The organism is Levilactobacillus tujiorum, from assembly GCF_012641185.1.
Taxonomy (GTDB): domain Bacteria; phylum Bacillota; class Bacilli; order Lactobacillales; family Lactobacillaceae; genus Levilactobacillus; species Levilactobacillus tujiorum.
This window is the reverse complement of record NZ_JAAXLK010000010.1, coordinates 66,760-92,257: the sequence shown is the minus strand read 5'-3', so window position 1 is coordinate 92,257 and position 25,498 is coordinate 66,760. Positions and strand designations below refer to the sequence as shown.

Sequence of the window (25,498 nt, the reverse complement as noted above, 5' to 3'; positions counted from 1 at the left end):
CAGAGCTGAGGCTCTTTTTCTGCACTTAAAAGGTGAAAACGTAAAATTCCCATCAAGCACTTGAATCATGTGTTTGATGGGGATTTTGGAGTTTCTGGTGAATAATTCAGGATCAGGATTTCCGGTTCACTACCTAATTTACCAGCGACGGTAATCGTCGTCTGTGGGTGCGCCAGCTTGCGATAGCCCGCGAAGCCCCCAATCAAGACGACCAGCGTGAGTAACACGATCCCCGCTTTCTTAAACGACAGCTTGCCCAGCCAGTCGATGGCCGCACCAAAGACCAGCGCCAACACGGCCGACAATACGGCACCAATAATCAACAACGCATTGTTATTGGTTTCAATCCCCAAGAGAATATACGTCCCTAAGCCACCTGCGCCAATCAAGGCGGCCAAGGTTGCCGTCCCAATGATCATGACCGTGGCGATCCGGATACCCGAAATAATCATGGGCAAGGCTAACGGCAGCTCGACGCGAAATAGCTTCATTTGGCGCGACAGTCCAAATGCCGTGGCGGCTTCTTCCAGGTTAGGGTCAATCGTCGTCAGTCCGGAGTATGTGTTCTGAAAGATTGGCATGACCGCGTAAATTACCAACGCAATGATCGAAGGGATCGTCCCAATCCCAACGATGGGAATCAGGATTCCTAACAGCGCCAGACTAGGAATCGTCTGCAAAATGCTGGTAATCTGCAGCATGACATTCGCCGCACGTTTGTGATTCATCAAGACAATCGCCAACGGAATGGCAATCACTGCGGCGATTAATAATGAAACTAAAGACAAGCCAATATGTTGGCCAATGGCGCGAACAATATCGCTCCCTTGCGTTTTTAAGATGTGCAAAATGGCTTGCAAACTAATCTGCCTCCTTAGTGGCTAAATAGTCGAGTAAATCTGGCGTGGACAACGCGCGCTGGGACTGCGCAGTGGCAACCACCACCGCTTGATTTTGCCGCAGCATTGCGGCCAATTCACTAACCGGAGCATCTGCTGGCAGTGTCGGTAACGCCGTTGTGGGTTGGCCATAGCCGTCGTCCAATAGACTCTGCACCGTTTCCGGGCGCACCGCATGTTCATTTTGAAAGAAGCCCCGGACGAAGTCGTTGGCCGGGTGCTCCATAATCTCCGCACTCGTCCCGACCTGCTGAATGTGGCCCTGGCGCATGATCGCAATGTGTTGGCCCAACCGCAGCGCCTCGTGCATATCATGCGTCACGAAAATAAAGGTCATCTTCAGCTTCTTATGTAACCGTAAGACCAAGTCCTGCAACTGTTTTCGTGAAATCGGGTCCAACGCACTAAACGGCTCATCCATCAAGACCACTTGCGGTTTGATGGCTAAGGCCCGGATGATGCCAACCCGTTGCTGTTCCCCACCGGATAGCTCATTGGGCATCCGCGTCGCATACTGATCGGGATCCAAGTCCACCTGTGCCAATAAATGCCGCGCACGAGCGACCCGATCCTTACGTGGCCATCCCAACGATTCCGCCTGAATGGCGATGTTTTCTTGAATGTTTAAGTTCGGAAAAAGCGCGATATTTTGCAATACGTAGCCCATGCGCTGCCGTAACTGTTTTAGATCGTAATCAATAATGCGTTGATCATCAAAGTAAATGTTCCCATCAGTCGGTTCAATCAGCCGATTGAGCATCTTGAGGGTCGTGGTCTTACCACTACCACTGGGACCGACTAGCACGAAAAAGTCCCGACTCGGAATAGTCAGGTTCAGCCGATCCAGGGCCAACTTGCCTTCATATTGCTTACTAACATTTTTAAATTCTATCATGCTGACCTCCATACACTTGTCACAGGCTGGACACTCGAATGATCCGCTTGGACATTCGGGTAACGTCTCCCGTCTCGCTTTCCTTATAGTGTCCCATTATACTAGTCTTCTGCCAGTTACCTAGGGAAACGCCTTGCTCGCCACTCGATGACAACAGCGTCTACTTTACAGTTTTTTGACGAGACTGTTAATATTAAAACTAAAGCGTTTCGTCTTAAAATCCTTATAAAAGAAGGTCTTGCCACTTGCTCGATCAAACAGACATCCTAATCCTCAAAGAACTGACGCACAACTGCCGTATCAAGGTCAATCATTTGGCCGCACGGGTCCATCTCACCGCGCCGGCCGTGACTGCCCGCATTAATCGCTTAGAAGACGCCGGCGTCATCAAGCGTTACACCATTGAAGTCGATACCGAAAAGCTAGGCTACGATCGCCAAATTTTCATTCGAACCGCTATGAAGGACGCCGCCCAACGCGCCGGCTATCGCGCACTCATCCACCGTTATAGGAATGCCATCCGCCATCATTATCGTGTCTCTGGCGATATGCCGTACCTGATTGAAGGTGCCTTTCGTTCGCGCGCCGAACTAAACGACTTTTTACTCGCACTAGGCAACGTCGCCACTTACAAGGTGATCGACGTCATCGATGAACTCATCTAACCGTCATGACAAAAGGGCCTGGGGTAGCAGCCTCAGACCCTTTCCGCGTACCAAATGGACAGTCGTCATCCTAGTCATTATCAATAATCACTTGTCCCAGTGCCCGGCTCTGCATGACATAGTCGTGGGCTGCTCTGATCTCATCGAGCTTAAAGACTTTGGCGATGGGCACCGTCAAATCATAGCGCTTAATCAGCTCAAACATCTCATCCACCAATGGCTGTTGTACTTCGGTAGAATCGAACACGGTTAGGAATTTACCAGCCAGACTAAACGGGTCAAAGTTCTTCACCACCCATTCACCGGCTAACAAACCGATCACGCATACGACGCCGCCTTGCCGGAGATGGGCAATCGAATCGGCCATTGTAACCGTCCCGACCATATCAATGATCCCATCAAATTGCTTAGATGTCTGGAGCTGATTGTCGGTATCCAAGACGGCTACATCTGCGCCCTGCTGCTTTAATTCCGCTAACATCTCCGGCCGCCGAGTCGTCGCCGTTACGGTTAGGCCCAACGCCTTCGCTAGTTTAGTGGCGGCGATCCCGACCACACTGGTGCCACCGCGAACTAGTAGTGACTGTCCCGCCTGTAACCCCAAGGACTTGATCGCGCCTAATGCCGTGTAGAAATTTTCCGGATATTGAGCCAAGGTTACCCAGTCACCAGCGTAATCGACTGGGTATAAATGATTGTCGGCGACGAGGGCGTAATCCTGATAACTCCCATCCACCTCACGGCCCAAGCCACCCATCATCGTGATGACCTTCTGACCAACTTGTAACTGGCTATCCGCCGCTGGTGCGTAAACCTCACCTACAGCTTCTACCCCAATCACCCGTGGAAATTTCACGGACGGCGATCCGCCAGCCCGCGTTAAGACTTCGTAGCGATGCACCCCAAACGCATGAATCCGAATGACTGTCTGATCCTTCGTAGGCGTTGGTATCGGCCGCGACACCATCTTCATCACATCAGCATCCCCTGGTTGGTCAATCACAATTGCACGCACAATCAATCACTCCATTTCTTTTTACTATGCGTTCAGTGTGAACGTCATGCTAGGTCCCCGTCAACTTTAAAGCTCATCAAATAACTCATGCTGGCTGAGGCTACTGAATCCCAGCCCACTTGGCCATTAGTTTTGCCCCATTGCGCCACCAGTTTCTTGACCCCCCTCGCAAAAAGTGCTGTAATCAAGTTAGTCATTAACCTAATTGTTTACATATACACGAGAATTTTAAAATGAGGTGAAGGAACATGGATGAAGTTGTTCAAACTCTGAGCGACATCGTTAAAATGAACACCGTTAACGGTAGCGAGAAACAAGTCATTGACTACATTGCTGCCTTATTTGCTAAGCACAATATTGAAAGTAAGCTCGTCGAATATGCTCCCGATCGGGCCAGTTTAGTTGCCGAAATCGGCGACGGCAAAGGGCCGGTCGTTGGGTTTGACGGTCACGCTGATATCGTGGCTCTCGGTGACGCCGCTAAATGGAAAGTCGACGCCCTGTCCGCCACCATCAAAGATAACCTGATGATCGGCCGGGGAACGTCCGATATGAAGTCAGGACTCATGGCCGGCGCCTGGGCACTGATCAATTTACACGACCAACAGGTGCCGCTACATGGTACCCTGCGTTTCATGGCGACGGTCGGGGAAGAATATGGGCAGTACGGTGCCAAGCAACTCGCCGAAGCGGGCTATGCCAAGGACCTCGACACCTTAATCGTTGGTGAACCCAGTGGTGCCGCTAAACAATTACTGATGCAAAAACAAATTCAGTACATGTTGCAAATTGACCAAGCTGGCGCGCAAAAATTAGCCGATGCCAACCACACCAACGAACAACATTTCATCGAATTGGCTCACAAAGGATCCTTGACCTACACGGTTCACTCTAACGGAACGGCTGCGCACAGCTCCATGCCAGAGATTGGTAAGAACGCCATCACACCGCTCATGGCCTTCTATCAAAAAGAAGAAGCCTACTTCGAATCCGTCAAGAACTACCGCAACCCGGTTCTCGGTGCCGTAACGCCAGTCGTCACGATGGTGCGCGGTGGTGAACAAATCAACACCGTTCCTGCTAGCGCCGACCTATCCGTCAAGATTCGGACAATTCCTGAACTTCCCAATGCCGACATGTTAGTCGCCATTAAGGAAATCATTGCCGATCTGAACGCCGCGGGGGCTGACCTGACGTTAGACGTGCTGAGTGACCTGCGTCCAATGCACACCATGGAAGACGCGCCACTCGTGAAGGTCGCCAAGTCGGTGGGGGAAGCAAACCTCGACCAACACTTACCGTTAATTGGGGTGCCTGGGGGAACGGATGCTTCCTCGTTCCTCGCCGCCAATCCGGATATTGATGTCGTCATCTTTGGGCCCGGTAACATTACGGCCCACCAAGTAAACGAATACGTCGATCTCGACATGTATCACCGGTTCATTACGATTTACGAGCAAATGGTCACCACCCTCTTGAAGTAGTCTTTCTCAGGGGAACATTCGAAAATAACTCTAAAACTCATTACACAATAGCTGTTCGTCCGGTTTGTTTCGGGCGGACAGCTTTTTTACCCCCTCACTAACTACTAATGTTTTTTCACCCAAATTTGTTGCACACTTTTTCAATCAGCATATTCTCTAAGGTGGCTGAAGCCCGTCACCTCCGGCTGGCAGAGATTCCGCCTGCTGTGGGGAACGCCTGCGGCCTGAGAAGCGGTCCTCCGGCTCGGTTTGAAACCTGACCAAAACCGTCAGTTTCCAAACGCGTCCCACGCTGTAAGCCAAGAATCGGCTAACACCGTCGACACAGCTGGCTCCACCTCTGCCCTCCTCCGGTTCAGCTAGTTCTTAACTCAAAGACTAGCTTAAACATCTAAACAAAATAACGTCCAGTCCACAATAACTGACGGCACCAACGTAGCCGTGAGTGAGCGAAATTTGGGCTCAGCCGTGGGATTTACCAAGAGAACCACTTGGTAAATGGCGCCTTTGAGACGTGTCCTTCGGCTCAAAGCGAGGCCTAAGACCGGTCTGTGGCTTAGCCCGGCCCTCCCCACAGCGTTCCAGCCCAAATTTCGCGAACGGCAAGGCGGCAGGTACCCAGAAATTTTGCGGAAGATCGTCATCGACATTAAGCAAGCCAAAACAAAACGGCGCCTGGGTCGCTGGACCCGGACGTCGTTTCGTGGCTTTGATGAAACTTGGTTAATCAGCCGGCGATTACTCGCCTTCGTGGTAGGATGATTCGAATTTAACTTATCCAAATTGTCAGCAAGATCGGTTAACACCAGCCTGACTGCCACTAATCACGCGCACGACGCATGACCGTTTTACCGAGGCGCATCTTCCAGCGTCCACGTGATACTGCCCGTATAGTTTCCCGGAGCCGTACCATTGTCAACGGCAAGCAGGACACCCGTCTGGCGCGTCCAGTTATCAGCCACGTTGAATTTACCATCCAAGTTCGCGTCATTCGTTCTATGCGTTAACACTGGCGTTGGGGTTGCGCCAATTGGGGTGATCCCCCGTCCATTAACGTAGACGGGACCCCCACCTAGACGAACACCGTTACTATCCATAAATGGCGTGGTTTGCGCGAGTAGCGTCCACTGTGATCCTGTCCCCCGCGTATCCTGAATTCGAATTTGCCAACTACCTTCCCGGTGAACCAACTGGTCTTTCCCCGTTAATTCACTCGTCTGAAAACTTTCATCTGGCGAAATATAATCAAACTTCAATTCCCCTTTCACCGTAATGGTTACGGTTACTCGGTTGGACTTATCACCATCCGCTGTCACGGCTTGCAAGGTCAACGTATTGAGTCCTGGTCGCAACATGTCTGGCGTCACCGGCAGGCTAAACTGCCCATCGGCGTTTAGTGCCATCGTTGGTAACGCCTGCTTGTTTAAGATTGGCTCAATCCGTACAGCCGGTTTCGTCGCCGCACTCGTCATCATGGTGACCTTCCCCGTCACGGTCGTTCCGCGACCAGGTTTCACAGTTAACGCCTGCCCACTGGTGACGTCCAGGTCTAAATCAACACTGGGGTTCACCGTAAATGCCGGTGTTTCCGCCGTCTTTATCATCGCGTTAGAGGTGAAGACACTCGAGGTCCGGGCCACCTTGGTGGTCGTTGATACAGGCGCTATTCGCCCGGTGAGACTGATGGTTGCGGAGGGGTATGCGTTGTCCATCGCGTAGCTCAACTTGGTGAGTAGCTCCCGATCCTTGATCGCGCCTACGTCAAGTGTTTCCGGTGCTCGCCCATCACCATAAGAGATCTGAGCGGTATCGAATTCAATCAACTTAGGCAGACGGAGGTGGGCGAGAACATCCGACCATGATTTCCGACCACCCAAATAATTCAAGTGGTAGTCTAAACGAACCTGATCATTGGCTACCGCGCCACCTTGCGTCTGAATCTCACGACCACGCGTAAGATTGGTTAACGTAGCATCTGCCGTGCCATCGACCAATCCTGGCGTGTTCTCAAAGATAACCAGGTTATTACTCCACTGAGAGCCAGACGCGCCGGTAACTCCCCAGCGAATTCGTCCCGTATTGTTAGGATCAATGAGCTGACGGTTCAAGCGAATTGATCGTTTGATCCCGTTTTGGCGCTCTCCCGTTTCGGGGTTCTTATCGTTGAACGTGTAGTTTAACAGGCCATCTGCCACATTCCAACGCACCGTAACGTGATGCCACTGCCCATCACCGAGAAATCCCGGATTCTTAGAGTTCATGATCAGCCCATTGTAGCGTAGCGAGTAATAATAATTCAGTCTTGCCATCCCAAACAACCCACTGTCAACGTATTGGTGATACGCCGTCTCGTTGCCGGGATAGTTCGAGCCCGCATGATTATTCGGCGATCCAATATCAAATGAATTCGCCTGACCAGCGGCTTGACCGTCAGCCTGCATATTGGCATGCGTGTCGAACGCCAAGGCCCAACTATTTTGAATCGCCGTCTTCGCGATTCCCTCTCGCGTTTTCTGCAGGGGATTCTTATCCACGCCCCAGACACCTAGCGTCTCTCCTTGGACACCGAAGCGGCCAAAGGTGGGACTGGCTGCCAGGCCAGCTGGGTCATTTTGGAGGACAAAGGCCAAGCCATCGCCCCCCTCAATTCCCTTGTTCCCAAAGTACATCCACAATGAGACTGTTTCGTCCTTGTTTAAATCAAAGTAATCATCATTCGTCGACCAAATCGACCCAAATTTTCCTGCGCCATTCGTAAGTGATACAGCCTGCGTTCCTAGAGTAGTTGGATTAGTTGTGTCAACTACAGCAGCAGAGCTCGTGCTAGCTGTCCCTAAGGCCATCACAGAATCGGTCTTATCTAATAGGATTCCCTGCGGTGCTGTTGCCAAGGCATGGGTATAATCACTATCAGCATGGGCTGTCATCCCACTACTCAGGGTCACTGCTAGTAGAATCAAGCCGGCGCTCAACCACTGTTTGAGCAACGTAAACTCCTCCTTAGTTTCATTTCGTGTCGTGTGTGTGTCGGTTGCGGTAAATGAGGTAGCCAATAATGGCTAAGAGCACGGCAATCAGGAGAATTAACAACAAGTACAACCAGTAGTTTGGCTGCGTTGGCGTCAATGCGTGCCGGTTGAGTCGCTTGACAGTTGGCGCGTTAACCGTAAAGTTACGGACAAACTGCCACTGTTGATCTCCAGATTTAGCCGTCAAATATAACGTGTAATTCCCCGCCTTTAGCGACTCATTACCCCAAGGAATCCCAAAATTAAAGTTACTATTTGGGGCCATCCCTAGTTGTTTTTGCCGCTGAGAAAGCAAGGTTTGATTACTACCCGCTTGGGTAACGCGGGCCGTCACGGCTAGTTTTTGTAAGAGACCCGGCTGAAAGTTTTGTAGGTTCGCCGTGATAAAGTTACGTGCGTTAATCTGCGTAGCGACCACCTGATTTAATTTCAGGTCTGGCTTAACCGTTGCGCCCTCTTGTAGAGAGACCCCAATGGCATAAGCAAAAGCATTCTTGATCATAATGCGACCACTGGCTTGCTCGCTATTTGGCTGGATCTGAGCCACGTAAACTCCTCCTAAAATAATGCCACGTACTTTTTTAGAAGGCATCGTATAGCTCACGGTTACCCGCTTTTGCGTATTCGCCGGAACGGTCACGGTTTGCGCAGAGTCTTGACTGAAGACATCTGCAATCCCGACCTTGAGCGATGAATCACGCTTAGGCTTCAGCTGGCTGTAATCAATAACGCCATTGTCGTTAGTTACCGCCTGATTAACACTAATGCGAAACTTCTGTGACTGATTACTCGTGTTCGCCACCAAAATCTGCAGCTTCTGCGTTTGCCCCGGCTTTACCCGAAGATCAAAGTAAGAAATCTGCTTGCTCATTTGATTGCTTGGAAGAACCGGTCGCACGGTGTAGCCGACATTATTTGTTGCCGTCTTTGCAGCCCAGGCTGTCGGTAAACACCCGATCATCGTGACTAATGCAAAACCTATTGCCAGCAAAACTTTCCATCCTCGCCGCATCACTGACGCCCCCCTCATTCCACAAAATGCCTCAACCCACGATCCGAATTCAGCCGCTCACTGACTACTGTGTCGTATCGTTCAGTTGCCAAGTCATGGTTGAACTGTAGGTACCACTTAACTGTCCTGCTGGTACTGCCAAGGAAATACTTGCCAGGCCATATTCGGCGTCCCAAATCCCTAGGCCACCCTTCGCAGCGGCACTGAATGCCAAGGCATTAGTCCCAGTGCCGTCTAGCTTAAGAGCGTCTGCGACAGGTGCTGCCGATGGGTTCCCGGTGTTGGCTGCAGCGACACTAGGTGCACCCAACGACAAAACAGCCCCTTTCAGGGTGTCGCCGGCAGCATCCGCAAATGCGGAGTTCTTCACTTGAACACTCCAACCACTAGCGAGGCCAGGGTTAGACACTTCAACTGGATTATCTGCCGTTGTCGCTGAGTAAACCATGTCAGTCTTACCATTTGGGGTGATATTAGCACCAAAACCAATGTTGGGCGCCGAGTCCAGTGCAATGGCTGCATTCGGACTCGTATCGAACTCTGCGGTAGTCGTCGTTGTCTGCGAGACTGGTCCCGAGCTCCCTGAACTCATACTGGATGTGCCGTCAGTCGTTGCCGCAATGGCTGGAATGACACCCAAACCCAGTGCTAAGGCCGCCGCGCCACCGGCAATGGCAACCTTCATTAACTTTCGAGTCATGATACTCAACTCCTCATATTTGCTAAATCCATACCTCCTGATTACCCGTTTTAGCAAACATGGATGGCTCCGGTAATGGCTAAGCCACCCGTAACGTTACAGACAAAATGATTCCATGCTGGCCACCTTGTCCGCCAGCCATCTAGCCAAAATCGTGTCTGCTTAATCTCCCATGCTTGATTCACTTGAAGATGATACCCGGCGGTAAATAAAAAGACCAGCTTTTCGCTGACCTTTCGTATCTAGACATTTATTGATGGCAATCCGCCACCGTTAATCCCATTAAATCATTAAGCCACTGAGTAGTCTGTTGATCCGTTCCGGGTGTCACTTGGAAACCCAACGGTGCGAATAGCGTGGCAACGGCGGTCCACTCCACGCTGCCATCGACCATGAAGCTCGTGACCAACTGATCCCGCTGTGCTGCGGTGATGGGAACCGCACTGACAGTTAATAAGTTCACCGCTAATTGTGTGGCTAACAGCTGCTGCCAGACCGCTGCGGTGAAGGGCGTTACAACCTGCCGTGGCACCATCAGTGGGACCACCGGCACCTCCCGCCGTAGGAGTCGTTGCCACTGCATCCCTTGACCCGCTAAGACTGCATAGAACTGCCAAGGTACCTGGTTTCCGACTTTTTGCAGCGTGGCTGTCGTCAACGCCGTAATATCCCACTGTACCTGGTCTTCTCCTTGGGCGAGTGCTAATTGTAACCATTCACTAAAGAAACGTTGCACCGTCGCATCAACCAACGGTGGGCGCTTACTTCCTTGAGCCAAGTGATACCGGCCGAGCAGGAAGTCTTCAACCTGATCCCACTCAATTGTCCGGCTGGTTTGTTGCTGTTTACGCCGCCGAATCTGACGCAACTGTTTTAGCCGACTCGACTTACCATAATTTCCTGGACGACTCATATTTGGCGCCTCTTCCTTCTTTTTTTGAGTTAACGCTTGACTACATTAGTGACCAAAAGACACGCAGACCTCAATGAAAATCCATCGAAATCTGCCAGTCACTTATCCGTTTATTCGCGAATCGAGCAACTAGGTGGTCAATTTCGCCAAACTTTCTCAACCATTATACCCAATCTAAGTAAAGGTTGAAAGAATGAAAATCACTGTCAGAACCTGAGTAGCAAGGACTGCTGACTCAAAATAGTCTAAACCAGTCACCTGCGGCTGCCAGGGATTCCTCCGGCTGTGGGGACGCTTCAGCCTGGAAAACCACCAGTCTTCTCGCTCGATTTGAAGCCACGAAAATACCGTGGCTCCAAAGTCGCCCGTGCTGTAAGCTGGAAAATCGCCAGCCAACACCACTTTCGCGGCTGGCTCCACCCCTGGCCTCCTCCGGCTTTGATGGTGTTTCACCGCGACAATAGCTGAAAGTCCTGGCTACTCAGCGTTTGTGGTTCAATTGATAACGACTGTGACAGCCATTATCTCAGCCGTAAATTACGTTTAAGTTTGAGCTTAACCGTGGTACTTGGTTCTCTTTTGAATATGATCTACGGCTCGAGCCGTTTCTTAGCATAATCTCTAACCAATTCAACCTTAAAATAGCCAGTCGATCAGCCGTTCTCTGGAAGAACGATACTCATCAACTGGCTATTAGTTAACACAACTTATAACGTCTTTTCCTCGTTCTCACGCGACTGATACTTCTTGAAGTAGATGATCGTCATCACTGCTAAGAAGACCACCCCAACCAGAATTGAGACCCGCGTTTCTGGATTCAAGAACATGAAGATCAAGGTAACCACTAAGAAGACCAACGTCACGTAGTTAGACCACGGCGCAAACGGCATCTTGAAGGGGTGATCCGCCATTTCATGCGGATTTTGCTTTCTAAATTCAATTTCACTGATCAAAATCACAAACCACGGCACCATCCCAGGCAGGACACTGGAACTGTACACCATCACGAAAATTTGACTGGCATCCTTGAAGAACATTGGTAAGACCACGTTCAACACGACCCCAATCCCAATACCGATTGAGATAGCGACGACCGCGTAAACGGGGACTCCGTGGCGGTTCAGTAGCGTCACCTTGCGTGGTAACTGCTTCTTTTCGGCCAAGGTAAAGGCCATCCGACTTGCACTGTAGATTCCGGAGTTAGAGCCGGAAAGTGCAGCCGTAATTACGACAAAGTTAATAATCGAGGCCGCAGCGGTAATCCCAATCTTAGCAAACGTTTGAACGAATGGTGAGCCAATCTGATTCAATTGGTCCCACGGATAAATGCTGACGATAACGAAGATGGCCCCGACGTAGAAGATCAGAATCCGGGCAACCGTCGACCGAATCGCCGTTACTAGCGTGTGTTGTGGGTTTTCTGCTTCACCAGCAGTTACCCCAATCAGCTCAATCCCCTGATAAGACGCCAACACAATCGCCAATGCGAAGATGAATCCCTTGGCGCCACCCGTGAAGAAACCACCGTGCGTCCACAGGTTGCTGATCCCGACTGCCACCCCGTGGTTACCAAAGCCAAACAAGATGACCCCTAGTCCGGCGATAATCATCAAGATAATGGTGACCACTTTAATCAGTGCGAACCAAAATTCCAGTTCACCAAACATCTTCACCGAAATCAAGTTAGCCACACAGAGGAAGGTAATGGCCACCAAACCCGGGATCCAATCCGGCAAGTTGGGCCACCAGAAACGGAAATAACCGCCCAACGCGATCATTTCACTCATCCCCACGACAATAAATTGGAAGATATTACTCCAAGCCGTTAAGTAACCGAAGACCGGGTGCATGTATTCAGAAGCAAACGTTGAAAATGAGCCGGTTGTGGGGTGGACGTATAACATTTCCCCCAAGGCACGCATAATTAAGTATAAGAAGACACCGGAGATAATGTAGGCAATGAGGACGGAAGGCCCCGTCCACTTAATGGTGGAACCAGACCCCATAAATAATCCAACGCCGATCGTACCGCCTAACGCAATCATCTGCATTTGGCGAGCGCTTAGTTTTCTTTGCAATCTAATTCCTTCTTTCTATCCCTTTCAAGGATTTTTTCGTTATCCAACTTTAATTTGGAGACTCGTCCCCACCGCAACATTTTAGCCCCCAATTGGGCAAACGGCAGGTTGAGCGCCTCCTACTCGTTCAGCAATAATGAGCTGATAGATTAAAAGTATATGAGAATATGCTACCTGGTTCTCGCCTAATACGCAACTGCTTTTTTGCCATTAGTCAGCAAACCATAAATTCTATACACAATTATGCCGCAACGCCAGGGTTTATTCAAACTCACTGCATAAAAAAAGAAGCCGCCACCAGCGCTGGGCCGGTAACGGCTTCCGTATAAATTTATTTTAATTGCAGACACCGATTCAGCGATCAGCTAACCACGGCCTAACCGCTTTAGATCAACTTTTCGTAGACAAAACAAATGTCCGTCGGGTGATAAACGCCATCAATTTGGCCAACCTTCTTGAATCCAAATTTTTCAATCAGGTGTTGCATCTTCAAATTGTCACGGTGCGTATCAATCCGAATGCTTTCCGCTTCTGGATGATGCTCATCAATGTAGTCAAACAGATCACGGAACAGCTGCGAGGCATACCCGTTACCTTGATGACGGGAGAAGATCGCTACCCGGTGAACCGTCACGTACTTGATCGTCTCGCGTAACCAGTCCCCCTTCATCGTGTCGTAGGCGTGGTCTGGTGACTCAATGACTGCGGCCACACCTAACGTTTCGTGGTCGTCACTATTGTAGATGACTGCCCGGCCGTCTTCGATGTCGCCTTCAATGACCGCCCGGTTGGGATAGTTGTTCTGCCATTGATCGATCCCGGCATCAGCCAGTTGCTGCTTACCATCTTCAATAATGTCGCACACTAAATCAATCTCTTCTGGTTTCGCTTTACGTAAGTACATCCTCGTTTCACCTCGTTAAAATTTCCAGTTAGTCTAAACTCTCCAAAACTCGCTGTGCAAGCTGGTCAACGCGTGCCCAGTCGTCGTCATCTGGGTCTTGATCAATCTTGACGGAATCCGCAACTTGTTCACCATTGCTGGAATTCAACTGCATGGTCAAATAATCCACGGCACGGCCAAAGTGAATGTGCTTCTTCGAACTCGATCCCAGTACCGCAAACTTGGTCCGGTCGAGATCAACGTCTTTTAAATCTTCAAAGAAATCCTGTGCTTCATCGGGCAAGTCGCCATCATGATACGTGTAACTGACCACGATCACGGCGTCCGCTTGAGGTAACTCAAAAGCATCCGCCTGCGAGATTTCCGTGACTAAAGTTTGGGCACGCGACGCCATCTGCGCTTGCAAATGACCGGCAATCGCCCGGTTACGGCCAGACATACTGGCAAAAATAATCTGAATATTTGGTGTCATAAGTTTTGGTTCTCCTTAACTGTCAGCGTTCAATTGTGGTCCTCTTCTTCGTTTGGCAACACTCAACGTCGCGCATAAATTCCACGCACTCGCCAAACTGTTCCGCACCGCCCGTTATTTTCAACGACGGTCGTTATAGACTGCAAAGTATTATAGACCTTTTTTAGAAAATTCCCTAGCAAAAAGACGCGAATCTCAGTGATTTTTAATTGATTTCGCTTACATAAGGATAGTCGTGAAAAGGCATTACATGGGGCTTATCGTCCGTTTTCAATGAATTATTTCCGCCGCTTCTTCACATAAATTATTCACAATTCTAATAACTCACGTGATTTAATATCATGGGGTCAAACGTCGCCGCCACTCCCGGCACGGCAAAACCACTCAGCTGGCGGAAAGCCTGGCGATACAGTTGATACCCCGGTAGCGTCGGCGTAAAGGTCGCTGGTGTCAGTGTCGACAGGGTTTGCGCGACTGCTGCCTGCAGCGCTGGCGCCATTTCTAACGCGTCCGGCCGCAATCGTCCCCGCGCATCCACTTGTCGGTGTTGCCCGTAGACCATCTCGCGGAATAACCGATCTTGGTGGGCCACCGTTGACTCATGGCCGCCACGTTCCCGTTGCGCTTGCAATAAAGCCAGCATATAGCGCGAAAATCCGGGAATAACCGCGGAGGCCTTGGTTACCGCTGACTGGTTAACACTGATCAACGCCTCGCCACCCATCGGTGCCATCCACCGCTGCAGTCGTTGCGCACTGGCCTCGGCCGCTCGTTTTGCCCGTCCTAACGTCCCGTCACGGTAAATCGCCGCGGTCGGCTGAGGACCCTCGTATGAGAAGAGAATTGTCTTACAGTTGGGGGCCAACACTCCTGCAGTATGTAGTGCGTGGAGCCACCGTTCCCAATCCTCTCCGCCCATAACGTGCGTCGTCGCTGTAATTTCAGCTGGCGTCGCAGGTTGAATTGTCTGTTGGATGAGCCGTTCTTGTGCTAAATCAAGTGACGCGGCGGTGACGGCTGCCCCAATTGGCTTAATCACGGAACGCCAGACCTCGTCCGGGTTCGCCGGATTAGCGCGTTTAGGCGCCGCAACCGAATAGACTACGAGATCAATCGGGGTCGTTAATTTCTGCCGCACGTAGTCGACGATGAGTTGTTTCGTGCTGGGGAGAAAAGCATTGGCATTGAAATTTTGGGCGATTAGGCCCGCCCGTTCCGCTGCTTGCTTAAAGTAAACTTGGTTCCACCAGCCAGCGGCCCCCAGAAAGTCATCATGGGGCGGACGCGCGTAACCAACCGAAATCGTGGTGGCCCCCTGACCAAACGCCGCTGTCAGTCGACTACCGAGGCCATAGCTGGCCGAGCCTCCCAGAATCAACGCACATTTTGCGCCAGCATAGGTCCCGCGATCCCGTACCGTCTGAATCTGCTGGGCCATCATGGCTTTCAACCCGAAAGGATTAACTGACCGGGACACGTTTCCTACTATTTTCTCCGCCACTTGCATGCGATTCACCACGCCTTCCACTTTTTCTTTAATTTATCACTTTTTACTTGGAAGCGATACCTTTATCTATTCATCAACGTTTCCCATCAAAGGCTGATCTACCGGGCTTAAACTAATGGTTGTGTGACGAAACTAACTTAGGTATGATGGACAAGTTGAACGCATCATTTCGGTATAATTAAGGAGAAAATTAACTATGTTTAAGAGCAAACTCGCAAAGACTTTATTGGCATTGGTCGCAGTCATGATCGTTGCTATCGCTGTGCCTACTGTTCTGGGGGCTAACAACGCCCAAGCTTCCGGCGACTACACCTTTCACGGCAAGACTTACCAATCCGAAGCAGCCACGAATCAAGCGGCCAAGCAATGGCAGAACAACCGCCTTTCCGACACGCAAAAAAAGTTGGTCAAGGCGGCCAATGAAGAAGCAGCTGCCTCTACCGGTCTGCGTAGTCAAAACTTTAACAACTAGTCAGTCAATCATCGCCAGCGGCCATCATGGTCTTGCCGGCGATTTTTTAGTCAGTGACTATATCGCGTTTTGACAAGCAACGTGGAACATGCTGTCGCCTTACCGTTCGCCATAGCAGCCGGAATCGTTGACAGCCGCAGGTGACCAGGTCAGACCATTTTCAGCTGGTTAGCCTTACTATAACGAATATCATTCTTGAAAATTTCAGTTATTTATGAAAGCGATGTCCTTATTTTACTGTCAGGCATCCCCGCCAATCCCCGTCAGATCAACGTAAATTAATAGTTGCACCGACCAACCAACTTGCGGTATGCTGTTTAGGCTGCGCTTGAAGTTCTCGCGCAATTTAGGCATAAGTAAAGGGGAAGTTTCACCATGTTCAATCATAAATTTGTTAAATTCGCTATCGCAATTATCGCAGTTATCGCCGTGGCTATCGCCATTCCAATGACACTGAGCGGCCACGATGTTCAAGCATCCAGTGACTACACGTTTAATGGCAAGACCTATCCATCCGAAGCTGCCAAAAACACGGCCATCCGGCAATGGAACGACAGCCGCTTAACGGACGCGCAGAAGAAGATCGTTCGGGCCGCTAACGACGAAGCCGCCGCTACAACCGGCTTTACCAGTAGCATTTACCATTCACGGTAACTCATACCGCCTTTCCGTTTTGGCGGACACATTACCAAGCAAAAGCTCTCCCACTACGTCATCGCCCACTCCTGCTAAGCTAGAAGGTGGAACATGTTTGTCGTGAATGACTAGGGGGGTTATCAGATGGCATACTTCTACTTAGGTACCGCAATTACCGGGGAACTAGTTGGTACAAATTTGCTAAAGGCTGCGGCCGGCTTCACCCGTTTTTGGCCGTCGTTCGGAGCTGTAATGGCGTACGGACTTTGCCTGTTCTTTTTATCGCTGGCTATGAAACAAGTCGACCTCAATGTCGTCTATGCCATCTGGGCTGGAATTGGAATTGTCATTATGACGCTCTTATCACTATTTCTATGGCACGAGCCGCTCAACTTAGCCAGTGTTCTGGGATTAGCACTGGTCGTGACCGGCGTCGTGATTCTTAACTTGTACGGATCGGCTCACTGAGCAGTCTCGTCACCAAACTAAAAACGCCAGCTCACAAATGTGGGCTGGCGCTTTTGGATTACTTGGTAAATTCAGATTCTGCCAGGAGCTGGCGCACTTCATCCGTCGTGTGAGTCTCCATCATGGCGTTCCGCAAGCTGGCCGCATTGGGTTCACTCCGCACGTAGATCTTGAAGAACCGCTTGAGCGACGCAAAACGCGAGGTATCAAACCGCTGTTCAAAGTCATCATACAGATCCAATTGATAGTTCAACAAGCCCAGGAGTTCCTTGACGTCATGATGCTGTGGCGTCTGTTCAAACGCAAAGGGACTGGTGAAGATTCCTCGACCGATCATGATGCCGTCGACTCCAGGGTGGGCCTTGGCTAAAGCTACCCCTTCCTGATAGTTCTCGATGTCGCCATTCAATTGTAGCAACGTATCGGGCGCGACCTCATCCCGTAATTTCACGATATCATCAATCAATTCATAATGGGCCGGTACCCGACTCATCTCTTTCTTCGTCCGCAGGTGGATCGTCAGTAAAGGAATGTCCTGCTGGAACAAGAAGGTCAACCAGTCGCGCCATTCATCGAGCCGACTGTATCCCAACCGTGTCTTCACACTAACGGGGAGTCCCGCAGTCTTCGCACCCGCAATCACCGCTGCGGCACTCTCAAAATTACGAATCAGATCACTCCCACCGTGATTCTTGATCACCGTGGAATCTGGACAGCCCATGTTGATGTCGATCGCCTCGTAGCCGCGTTCCTTGACGTTAGCCGCCGCGCGAGCAAAGGCATCGCCATCGTTCCCCCATAGCTGGGCAACTGGCATATGGGCCTCTTCAGGCGCCACGTAGAGCCGACCTTGTACGGTAAATTTAGCCTTAGGATGGGTCACACTAATGGCGTTGGTGAACTCCGTAAAGAAGACATCCGGTGCCGCCGCGCGGGCAACCACTCGCCGAAAGATAGCGTTGGTTACCGCCTCCATGGGCGCTAAACTAAAGAACGGCCGGTTTTCGGCCTGGGCGTGCGCCGCAATTTTTTGCCAATAAGCTGATGAATCAGACACGATAAAATCTCCTCTAATACTTGTATTTGATGTTTAATCCGGTATAAAGCAGTCATTACATTCTACCACGTTTCATCCCAGAAGCCAGTAAAAAAGAGTTGCGCACCAGACACAACTCTTTCACTTAAGACCTGTTAGCTACCCGGATATCCCCATCATCCGTACTCAACCGGTATTGCGCCTGGGCATCTTGCCGCAGCCAGTAGCCGCTCTTCCGATTCTTTCCTTGGACGACGATATCACTCATATCAGCATCCCGCGCAAACACTTTGGCCCCCGCTGACTTACCGATATAGGCATGAATATCCCCATCTGCCGTATGCGCCGTCAACTGGTTAGTGAGATGGTTCCCCTGCAAATTAATGTCGCCATCCCCTGAATGAAGGCGGCCACCGTCAAGATGGCTCTCCGACAACCGAATATCCCCGTCATTTGTTACCAATTGATTCTGTTTCGTGGCCAACCGACTATTGGATACACCAATGTCCCCGTCATCAGTGTTGATACTTAACCGATCCGCCTTAATCTGGTCCGCCCAAATGTCACCGTCACTAGACTGGACGGTCACATCCCGTTGGACCTTTAGATCCATTAGACTGACGTCGTCACTATTTTGAATGTTCACCTGCTTAGCGCGTAGTGTCCGTAATGACAGGCTACCGCTCCCCTTCTTCACGACCAAGCTATCGAGCTGCTGATCTCGCGGCACGGTGATCAGCACCCCATTATTCGTCGTCACACCATCTGAAAAACCGAACACGGTAAAGTTCGTGTGTGCCGCCGAACGACCACCCGTAATCGTCAACGTCTGCTTAGTGACGCGTGCAGTTGGCAGATTAGGATTGCCGTCCACATAACTCACCGTCACCCGATTCGTATCCCCGGCTTTGATGGTCACCGGTGCTTTAGAATCAATCACAATGCGTCGATACGCGTTCGGACGAAAACTACGCTTCACCCGTTTGACCGTCTTAAAGCCTCTGGTATCACGGTTCCATACCACTGCTTTGTCCCCGTGATTCAACCAGCCAACCCCAAACAAGACGGCTCCTAAAATCATTAGAGTTAACCCAATCTTTGCGCTGCGTTTCATAGTTTACGCCCCCGTTCTGCCCGACTCCGTGGAATAAAGCGCTGATAGACTCCCTTGGCCGCCCAAGACAAAGCCCAGACGATTTTACGCCCTAACCATTTCACGATTAACCAACCTAGTATGCTGGCACCTAGTGCAAACAACCCGATTCCCAGGTAAAAGAGCCCGGTCCACGGCGTCTGCCAAATCACAAAGAGTGCTGCGACACAGCACATTACCCCAACGGCTACGACGGTAATGTACATCGCCGCCGCTGCGACCAATAAACTCCCCAGCACAGCAACCAGAGCAAATAATAATGCCCCAATAACCAGCAAAATCGGAATGGTCACTGGCGTGGATAGCAGCGCTAAAATGATCAGCCAGACCGTTTTAACATTACTCTTAGCTGCCTGAGCGGCTGCGCGTGAAGAGGGCTGGGCCTGCGAGGCCTGCTGACTCTGTTCGCTGAGCCGGATAGAGTAGTCCGCTAACACTTTGCGGGCTAAAGACCGGGGGCTCCCCAGTTCATCAACGGCTTGCTGGTAGCTCTCGATTCCCGCATCCATTAAGTATTCACGGTAATACTCCACGACATCCTGCTGTTCGGCAGTGGTCAGTTGCCCAATCAGCCGTTCTACTTCTTTAATGTATTCATTCATGTGTGTTTCCCTCCAATAACTGGGCAATTGCCTGACTGAAGTCCTGCCAGTCCCCCTGAATCTCCTGCAGTCGTTCCCGACCGCTGTCAGTTAGGCGGTAATACCGGCGATTGCGTCCCTGAAAGGGCTCGTCATAGGTGTCCAGCCAGCCATTTTTCTTCAGCCGCCGTAGGACCGGATAAAGGGTCGATTCCGAGATCGGCAAGAGTTGGCGAACTTCCTGAGTTAGGGTGTAGCCGTAGTGATCCTGTTGCGTCAACAGCCCTAAAACACTGCCATCAAGGAGTTCAGTTGGTACCTGAATGGCCATAAGCTTTCCTCCTCCCAATATTATACGCGATATAATATGAATTCACCAATAGTATACGATGTCGCCTCGTCCCTGTCAATATCATTTTCCGGTAATATTTTATAAAAAGTCGGATCGCTACAATTGTTTAAAGCTCGCGCCTCGGGCAAAAACGTTATTAATAAAATCACCACTTGATATAACGAAACTAATCTCCCGTTGGTTGACAAGCCGCGGCGCACTGGACATACTAGCTTCAACAACCTAAAGGAGTGGATGAACATGGCAAGTCACCAAGCACTGTTGATCATCGATTATACTAATGATTTTGTAGCTACCGAAGGCGCCCTAACCTGTGGCACACCTGGACAAGCGTTAGCACCGGCAATTGTGGCTTTAGCCGACAGCTTTCACCAAGCCAATGATTGGGTGTTATTTCCTACCGACGTCCACACACCACATGATCCCTACCATCCCGAAAGCAAGCTCTTCCCCCCTCACAACGTACGTGACACTTGGGGCCGAGAACTCTTTGGTCCCGTAAAGAGTTGGTACGATCAACACGCCGCGGCGGATAACGTCTGGCTCTTCGATAAAACTCGGTACAGTTCTTTTGCGGGAACTGACCTCGACCTACGCCTGCGTGAACGCCACGTGGACACCCTCCATTTAGCCGGCGTCTGTACCGACATTTGTGTCCTGCACACCGCCGTCGACGCCTACAATCTAGGCTATCAACTCGCCATTCACCGTGACGCCGTGGCAAGCTTTAACCAAGCCGGCCACGACTGGGCGTTGACTCATTTTGAGACGGCGCTAGGGGCCACGATTGTGCCGTAGGAATCACCAACCAATAGATAACCTAAATGAGAGTGGGACAAAAGGCGATTATCAGCCTTAAGCGGAGCTAGCTGCCTTTTGGCGCACGTTTCGACAATGTAAATTCGGATATGGAAATGGGTCTGGGGCTTTTATCCCAGACCCATTTTTACTTTTCCAGCCATTGGCTCAGAACGACTATAAGATAACTAAATGACTCCTCCCTTATAAAATCAGTCTTATATAATGTTGAAACAAACAATAGTTTTGGCGTATAATCAGTTTTGTGGCAAACAGATATTACATAGGAGGAACAATCATGGTTAAACACAGTCTAAGTAACCGACTACTCCGTAATGGTGCAGTCCTACTTGCAATGGTTACACTTAGCAGTAGCATCAGCATCCCCGTAGTGACGCCAACAACGACTTCTGCTAGCGCCGCAACGAAAACGGTTCCAGCTAAAAACAGCAAGTCTTGGCGGAACTACAAACATTCTGTTTATTTTGTTAAGAAAAACTACAAGGTTTATCAAAACAATTGGCACGCCGTTTCATCCTCAAACAAGCTATTTCATAAAACATATAAAGCCAATGGTAAGTATAAATTGAGTAATGGTCGGGTTTACTATCGTCTATACAACTCACACAAGAAATACCTTGGCTACGTTAATGCTCACGCTGTTGCCACCAGTACAACTAGCAAAGTCATGAAGGTCCCTTACGTCAGTCAATATAAGCCAGTCTTTGCACCATGGGGCTGTGCCTCAGCTTCCATGGCAATGTTGCTCCGGTATCGCGGTGTCAAAGTAAATCTACGTTATGCACAAGATCATTTACCGATGGTTCCTACCAAGGGCGGCCAGAAGGGCAATGTGTATACTGGTGCCGGTTTCGGCCACGTCATTACCGCTGCTGCCTTAACTAAATACTCTCACCATTGGACCAAGCGAACTGCTAATATTTCCAAGTCCAGTGCCAACAAGATCAAGATGTACGTCCAAGGCGGCTATCCCGTTCTATTCTATGGATACTCTTCCTACCAAAAGAACGGCGATAAGAAACGCAACCACTGTAAAGTTATCGTGGGCTACAAGAATGGTAAATTTAAAGTCAACGATCCGCTTTACTACAGCTCAACTGCTAAAGCAGGAACTGGTGGTAAGAACATGAAGTACGACCATGGTGCTATCAGCTGGGAATCCATGTCACATTTCAAGAAGGAATATGGTAAGCAGGCTATCACCATCTATTAATTAAAAAGATCCCATTAACCACACAGAACAGCACGACATGATCAACCATGTCGTGCTGTTTTCTTATTCATAGGAAGTAATTCCACTACCCACCCAGGGATCACGCACCTTTTCGCTCCGCAATCTTTAAAAACATTCAATTCTAAGAAATTCTTAGCCAATCCTTACCGTCAGCCAATAGTTCAGCGGTAAAAATCCTTGTACACTAGGCTTTGTTGAATAGCACTGAGCGTTCAACTTCCTCAAATTCGCCATTCACCTCGAATGACTATCCCCCTCTAAGTTTTTGAAGTCCCACTCCTCTAACAAAACAACCCAGTCAGCTCCCTACTGACTGGGTTGTTTCTGATTTTACATCACTGCCGTTGCTGGCCTAATACTTCTACACAATAGTTTGTCTGACCACAGACTGGACAAGTGAGTTTCCGTGTTTTGGGGGTATGCCCCGCCCAAAATGCTTGCTTAAAACTCGGACGAAACTGACTCGAACAGGCCGGACAAATATAATCCACCGCGTTAAAGTAATGCCAAACCATCCCTATTGCAAAGACAATGGCAACCGCCATCGCACTGCCAAAGACCCACCAGTTTCCTACAATAATGCTATACGTCAAGGCACCAATTTCAAGAGCGTCCATTAAGAGCCCACCAACCACCAACTTCGTATGAATCTTGCGTAGTCCTTGTCGATTCGTCATAATTCGCTCCATGTCTTCAATAGATTTAATGGGTAGCACCGCCGAATCAGCCAGGCTCGCTTGAATCTTCGTTATCGTCTTTAGCTTCTCCGCGTTAGCTGCCTGTTCAGCCTGTAAGCGTTGGGTCTGCTGATCAAGCAGTAGTGCCAGCACACGCGTCGACTGCGCACTTTCCAAGATTTCCTGGATAGCCGCTAACTTCAGCCCCATACTTTTTAACAGCAAGATTAATTTAAGCCGTTGCAGATCTGCTGACGTATATAACCGCCGACCACCCTCACTGACTTCCGCTGGCTGTAAGAGCCCGCGCTTATCATAATACTGCAGCGTTCGTACAGAGACATGGGCCTGCTTGGCCAACTCGCCCGTTGTAAACTTTGACATGGAATTCACCTCCTACCTTAGGTATACCGGATAACGCGACGTCACGAGCAAGGATTAAACTCATTAATCGATGATTTCTCCTATTTCCTAGGAAATATTTTCAAATGCGGGGCTGATATGACTTAAAATTACTGATTCACGTAATTTCCCAGGTTATTTTTACGTTTATTCTGTAGATTTACTTCACTTTTAGACTTCCCCACCAAATTATTGTGTTACCCTTCTAGCAAATCAATTTAACACATAAACATATTTCGTTGGTTAACTTTAATTATATATCAAATCTTTTTACAACCTACATGAAGGAGCTGTTCTCTGTGAAACTAAAATTCAAACACCCACGCCTGACTTTTTTGGTGGTCGTGCTTCTAGCCTTTTTAACAGTCGGTCTTACCGGTTATTCGCTTAATCAGAACGCCCGTTATCAGATCAAGGAAAATCGGGTGGCCTTGTCCGACACCCAAATTAAGCAGAATCTTGACACCAAGCTCATCACCACTCGCCAAGACGCCCAAAAATCGGCTACTGCGACTTACAAGGCCGCTGCTGAAAGTAACCAGTACACCCTGGCTAATCCTTACGTGAAGGTCAATCCCTACGGTTCATCGCCACTTTCTGCACTGGTCACCTTCAAATCTAGCACTGCCGAAAAGGTAACCTATACCGTCGTTGGCAAAACCAGTAAAACCTCAATTACCAATACCGTTAAGGGTGGCTATACCAAAATCCACCAGGTTCCTATCGTAGGCTTGTACGCTGACTACAACAACACCGTCAAGATCACCGCTACTACGAAGGACGGGACAACCCGTACTAAGACCCTGAAGTTGAAGACGGGGGCTCTCCCTAAATATATCAAGAACGCCACCATCACGACCAAAAACGTGAATAAATCTAAAATGGCCATCGGCAAGAATAAACTGACCATCATCAATCGAACGACCAAGCAACCGTTCGCAATTGATGCCGATGGCGCCGTGCGTTGGTATGACACCAACTACTCTCAGCATACCATTGAACAATGGTCCAACGGCCACATCATGATTCTCTCCAAGAAAAATCAAAGCTCCAACGTTTACAATGATCTGATTGAAACCGACTATCTCGGCCGCGTCTACAAGGAATACGGCTTTGCGAATAAGACCAGTAGCTCCGATGGCGGCACGGAAACCACCGTGATCCACCATGACTTGGTCGAGCTCCCCAATCATAATTTCCTCGCAACGGTTTCTGACGGCTCTAAATACAAAGAAGATACGTTAATTGAAGTCTCCCATAAGACCGGTAAGATTGTCAAAGTGATCGATCTCAAGAAGATCCTCCCCAAGTCCATGTGGGCCAATTTCAAAAAGGGGTCTGACGGTAAGATCGACTGGCTACACAACAATGCCGTGGATTACGACAAGACCGACCACTCGATCGTCCTGTCCAGCCGCAATCAAGATCTGATTCTTAAGCTAGACTATCAGACCGGTCACATCAAGTGGCTCTACAGCGGCAAAAAGAAGTCGAGCTGGCCGAAAGCCTATCGCAAATACGTCTTGACCCCTACCAAGGGCACGATTGTCCCCGGCGGCCAGCACGGTCTGTATCTATTGAACAATAACGGCCAAGGCTCCGCCAATAGTGAGAATTTCATGCTCTACGACAACAACATTGACGTGACTAACGGGAATAAGAAGACGTCTGGTAAGTATTCACAAGCCGTTGCCTATCACGTGGATACCAAAAAGATGACGATCACTTCGACTTGGTCCTACGGTAAATCGTTAGGAAAAGCCAACTTCACAAGTGTGATTGGCTACGCTGAAAAACAGAGCAACGGCAACGTTCTCATTGACTTCGGCTATAAAAATGGCGGCCAACAAAGTAACATTATTGAGGTCACCAAGAGTGGTCAGCAAGTCTTCAATGCGACCATGAAGAATGCATCCTCAAAGGCCTATGCTTACCGTGCCTACCGCGTTCCCTTCTACAGCTCGGCCTACACATTTGATGCCACTAAGTAAGTATTACTAAACGAAAAAAGCCTGGGATTTCGGTCCCAGGCTTTTCTGCGTGCCACATGGCTATGTGGGCCGGCTAACCGCCTACTGTCCCACGTTAATTTTTT

23 protein-coding genes and 1 pseudogene are annotated in these 25,498 nt (G+C 49.7%); 8 read left to right on the top strand and 16 right to left on the bottom strand.

Going from position 1 to position 25,498, the window contains the following annotated elements; all coding sequences use genetic code 11:
- Positions 1–101: 101 nt before the first annotated feature.
- Both HF569_RS06590 and HF569_RS06585 read right to left on the bottom strand, forming a co-directional pair.
- Positions 102–860 (bottom strand): annotated as a pseudogene (locus HF569_RS06590) (ABC transporter permease/substrate-binding protein); the annotation flags it as partial.
- 1 nt (position 861) lies between these two features.
- On the bottom strand, positions 862–1,794 hold the full coding sequence (locus HF569_RS06585; protein WP_168849938.1) for an ABC transporter ATP-binding protein: 933 nt from the start codon (positions 1,792–1,794) through the stop codon (positions 862–864).
- A 245-nt stretch (positions 1,795–2,039) separates the two neighbouring features.
- Here HF569_RS06585 and HF569_RS06580 point away from each other — a divergent pair, with 245 nt between their 5' ends.
- Entirely contained in the window at positions 2,040–2,459 is a 420-nt protein-coding gene (locus HF569_RS06580) for an Lrp/AsnC family transcriptional regulator (RefSeq protein ID WP_168901796.1), read from the top strand.
- Positions 2,460–2,529: 70 nt separating this feature from the next.
- On the opposite strand, the gene HF569_RS06575 is transcribed toward HF569_RS06580, so the two are convergent.
- Positions 2,530–3,474, bottom strand: coding sequence for a zinc-binding dehydrogenase (locus tag HF569_RS06575; RefSeq protein ID WP_168901795.1), 945 nt, complete (start codon positions 3,472–3,474; stop codon positions 2,530–2,532).
- 248 nt (positions 3,475–3,722) lie between these two features.
- Between HF569_RS06575 and HF569_RS06570 the strand changes: the two genes are divergently transcribed.
- Positions 3,723–4,958, top strand: coding sequence for an ArgE/DapE family deacylase (locus HF569_RS06570; protein ID WP_168901794.1), 1,236 nt, complete (start codon positions 3,723–3,725; stop codon positions 4,956–4,958).
- 848 nt (positions 4,959–5,806) lie between these two features.
- Here HF569_RS06570 and HF569_RS06565 read toward each other — a convergent pair.
- The 8 genes from HF569_RS06565 to fabV all read right to left on the bottom strand — a co-directional run bounded on the left by HF569_RS06565 (position 5,807) and on the right by fabV (position 15,573).
- The gene (locus tag HF569_RS06565; protein WP_168901793.1) at positions 5,807–7,945 is read right to left on the bottom strand and encodes a WxL domain-containing protein; all 2,139 of its coding nucleotides are present in this window, start codon (positions 7,943–7,945) and stop codon (positions 5,807–5,809) included.
- Between the two features lie 19 nt (positions 7,946–7,964).
- A complete protein-coding gene (locus tag HF569_RS06560; RefSeq protein WP_232842584.1) occupies positions 7,965–8,999 on the bottom strand; it encodes a DUF916 and DUF3324 domain-containing protein in 1,035 nt (344 codons plus the stop codon).
- A gap of 64 nt (positions 9,000–9,063) precedes the next feature.
- Positions 9,064–9,699, bottom strand: coding sequence for a WxL domain-containing protein (locus HF569_RS06555; RefSeq protein WP_168901791.1), 636 nt, complete (start codon positions 9,697–9,699; stop codon positions 9,064–9,066).
- 250 nt (positions 9,700–9,949) lie between these two features.
- On the bottom strand, positions 9,950–10,612 hold the full coding sequence (locus HF569_RS06550) for a hypothetical protein (RefSeq protein ID WP_168901790.1): 663 nt from the start codon (positions 10,610–10,612) through the stop codon (positions 9,950–9,952).
- A 707-nt stretch (positions 10,613–11,319) separates the two neighbouring features.
- Positions 11,320–12,690 (bottom strand): amino acid permease, encoded by a 1,371-nt coding sequence (locus HF569_RS06545; RefSeq protein WP_168901789.1) that lies wholly within the window; start codon positions 12,688–12,690, stop codon positions 11,320–11,322.
- A 385-nt stretch (positions 12,691–13,075) separates the two neighbouring features.
- Complete coding sequence (locus HF569_RS06540) at positions 13,076–13,594, bottom strand: GNAT family N-acetyltransferase (RefSeq protein ID WP_168901788.1); 519 nt, start codon at positions 13,592–13,594, stop codon at positions 13,076–13,078.
- 28 nt (positions 13,595–13,622) lie between these two features.
- On the bottom strand, positions 13,623–14,066 hold the full coding sequence (locus HF569_RS06535) for a flavodoxin domain-containing protein (RefSeq protein ID WP_168901787.1): 444 nt from the start codon (positions 14,064–14,066) through the stop codon (positions 13,623–13,625).
- Positions 14,067–14,382: 316 nt separating this feature from the next.
- Positions 14,383–15,573, bottom strand: coding sequence for an enoyl-[acyl-carrier-protein] reductase FabV (fabV, locus tag HF569_RS06530; RefSeq protein ID WP_211089660.1), 1,191 nt, complete (start codon positions 15,571–15,573; stop codon positions 14,383–14,385).
- 196 nt (positions 15,574–15,769) lie between these two features.
- Between fabV and HF569_RS06525 the strand changes: the two genes are divergently transcribed.
- From HF569_RS06525 to HF569_RS06515, 3 genes are all read left to right on the top strand, one after another.
- Positions 15,770–16,045: a hypothetical protein gene (locus tag HF569_RS06525; RefSeq protein ID WP_168901785.1), complete on the top strand. Its 276-nt coding sequence runs from the start codon at positions 15,770–15,772 to the stop codon at positions 16,043–16,045.
- Between the two features lie 375 nt (positions 16,046–16,420).
- Complete coding sequence (locus HF569_RS06520) at positions 16,421–16,699, top strand: hypothetical protein (RefSeq protein WP_168849069.1); 279 nt, start codon at positions 16,421–16,423, stop codon at positions 16,697–16,699.
- A gap of 126 nt (positions 16,700–16,825) precedes the next feature.
- On the top strand, positions 16,826–17,149 hold the full coding sequence (locus HF569_RS06515; RefSeq protein WP_168901784.1) for a DMT family transporter: 324 nt from the start codon (positions 16,826–16,828) through the stop codon (positions 17,147–17,149).
- A 58-nt stretch (positions 17,150–17,207) separates the two neighbouring features.
- Here HF569_RS06515 and HF569_RS06510 read toward each other — a convergent pair whose 3' ends face one another.
- The 4 genes from HF569_RS06510 to HF569_RS06495 form a co-directional block, all read right to left on the bottom strand.
- Positions 17,208–18,206: a tRNA dihydrouridine synthase gene (locus tag HF569_RS06510; RefSeq protein ID WP_168849075.1), complete on the bottom strand. Its 999-nt coding sequence runs from the start codon at positions 18,204–18,206 to the stop codon at positions 17,208–17,210.
- Between the two features lie 124 nt (positions 18,207–18,330).
- Complete coding sequence (locus HF569_RS06505; RefSeq protein ID WP_168901783.1) at positions 18,331–19,299, bottom strand: DUF4097 family beta strand repeat-containing protein; 969 nt, start codon at positions 19,297–19,299, stop codon at positions 18,331–18,333.
- Positions 19,296–19,940, bottom strand: coding sequence for a DUF1700 domain-containing protein (locus HF569_RS06500; RefSeq protein ID WP_168901782.1), 645 nt, complete (start codon positions 19,938–19,940; stop codon positions 19,296–19,298). The genes HF569_RS06505 and HF569_RS06500 overlap by 4 nt, the downstream gene beginning before the upstream one ends.
- On the bottom strand, positions 19,933–20,250 hold the full coding sequence (locus HF569_RS06495) for a PadR family transcriptional regulator (RefSeq protein WP_168849078.1): 318 nt from the start codon (positions 20,248–20,250) through the stop codon (positions 19,933–19,935). The genes HF569_RS06500 and HF569_RS06495 overlap by 8 nt, the downstream gene beginning before the upstream one ends.
- Before the next feature lie 261 nt (positions 20,251–20,511).
- Between HF569_RS06495 and HF569_RS06490 the strand changes: the two genes are divergently transcribed.
- Positions 20,512–21,069, top strand: a complete 558-nt coding sequence (locus HF569_RS06490; RefSeq protein WP_168901781.1) for a cysteine hydrolase family protein — start codon at positions 20,512–20,514, stop codon at positions 21,067–21,069.
- Positions 21,070–21,367: 298 nt separating this feature from the next.
- Entirely contained in the window at positions 21,368–22,303 is a 936-nt protein-coding gene (locus HF569_RS06485; RefSeq protein ID WP_168901780.1) for a C39 family peptidase, read from the top strand.
- Between the two features lie 356 nt (positions 22,304–22,659).
- Here HF569_RS06485 and HF569_RS06480 read toward each other — a convergent pair whose 3' ends face one another.
- Positions 22,660–23,385 carry a MerR family transcriptional regulator gene (locus tag HF569_RS06480; protein WP_168901779.1) on the bottom strand — a complete coding sequence of 242 codons (726 nt, stop codon included), beginning with the start codon at positions 23,383–23,385 and terminating at the stop codon, positions 22,660–22,662.
- 317 nt (positions 23,386–23,702) lie between these two features.
- Between HF569_RS06480 and HF569_RS06475 the strand changes: the two genes are divergently transcribed.
- Positions 23,703–25,394, top strand: coding sequence for an aryl-sulfate sulfotransferase (locus HF569_RS06475; RefSeq protein ID WP_332870965.1), 1,692 nt, complete (start codon positions 23,703–23,705; stop codon positions 25,392–25,394).
- Positions 25,395–25,498 lie beyond the last annotated feature (104 nt).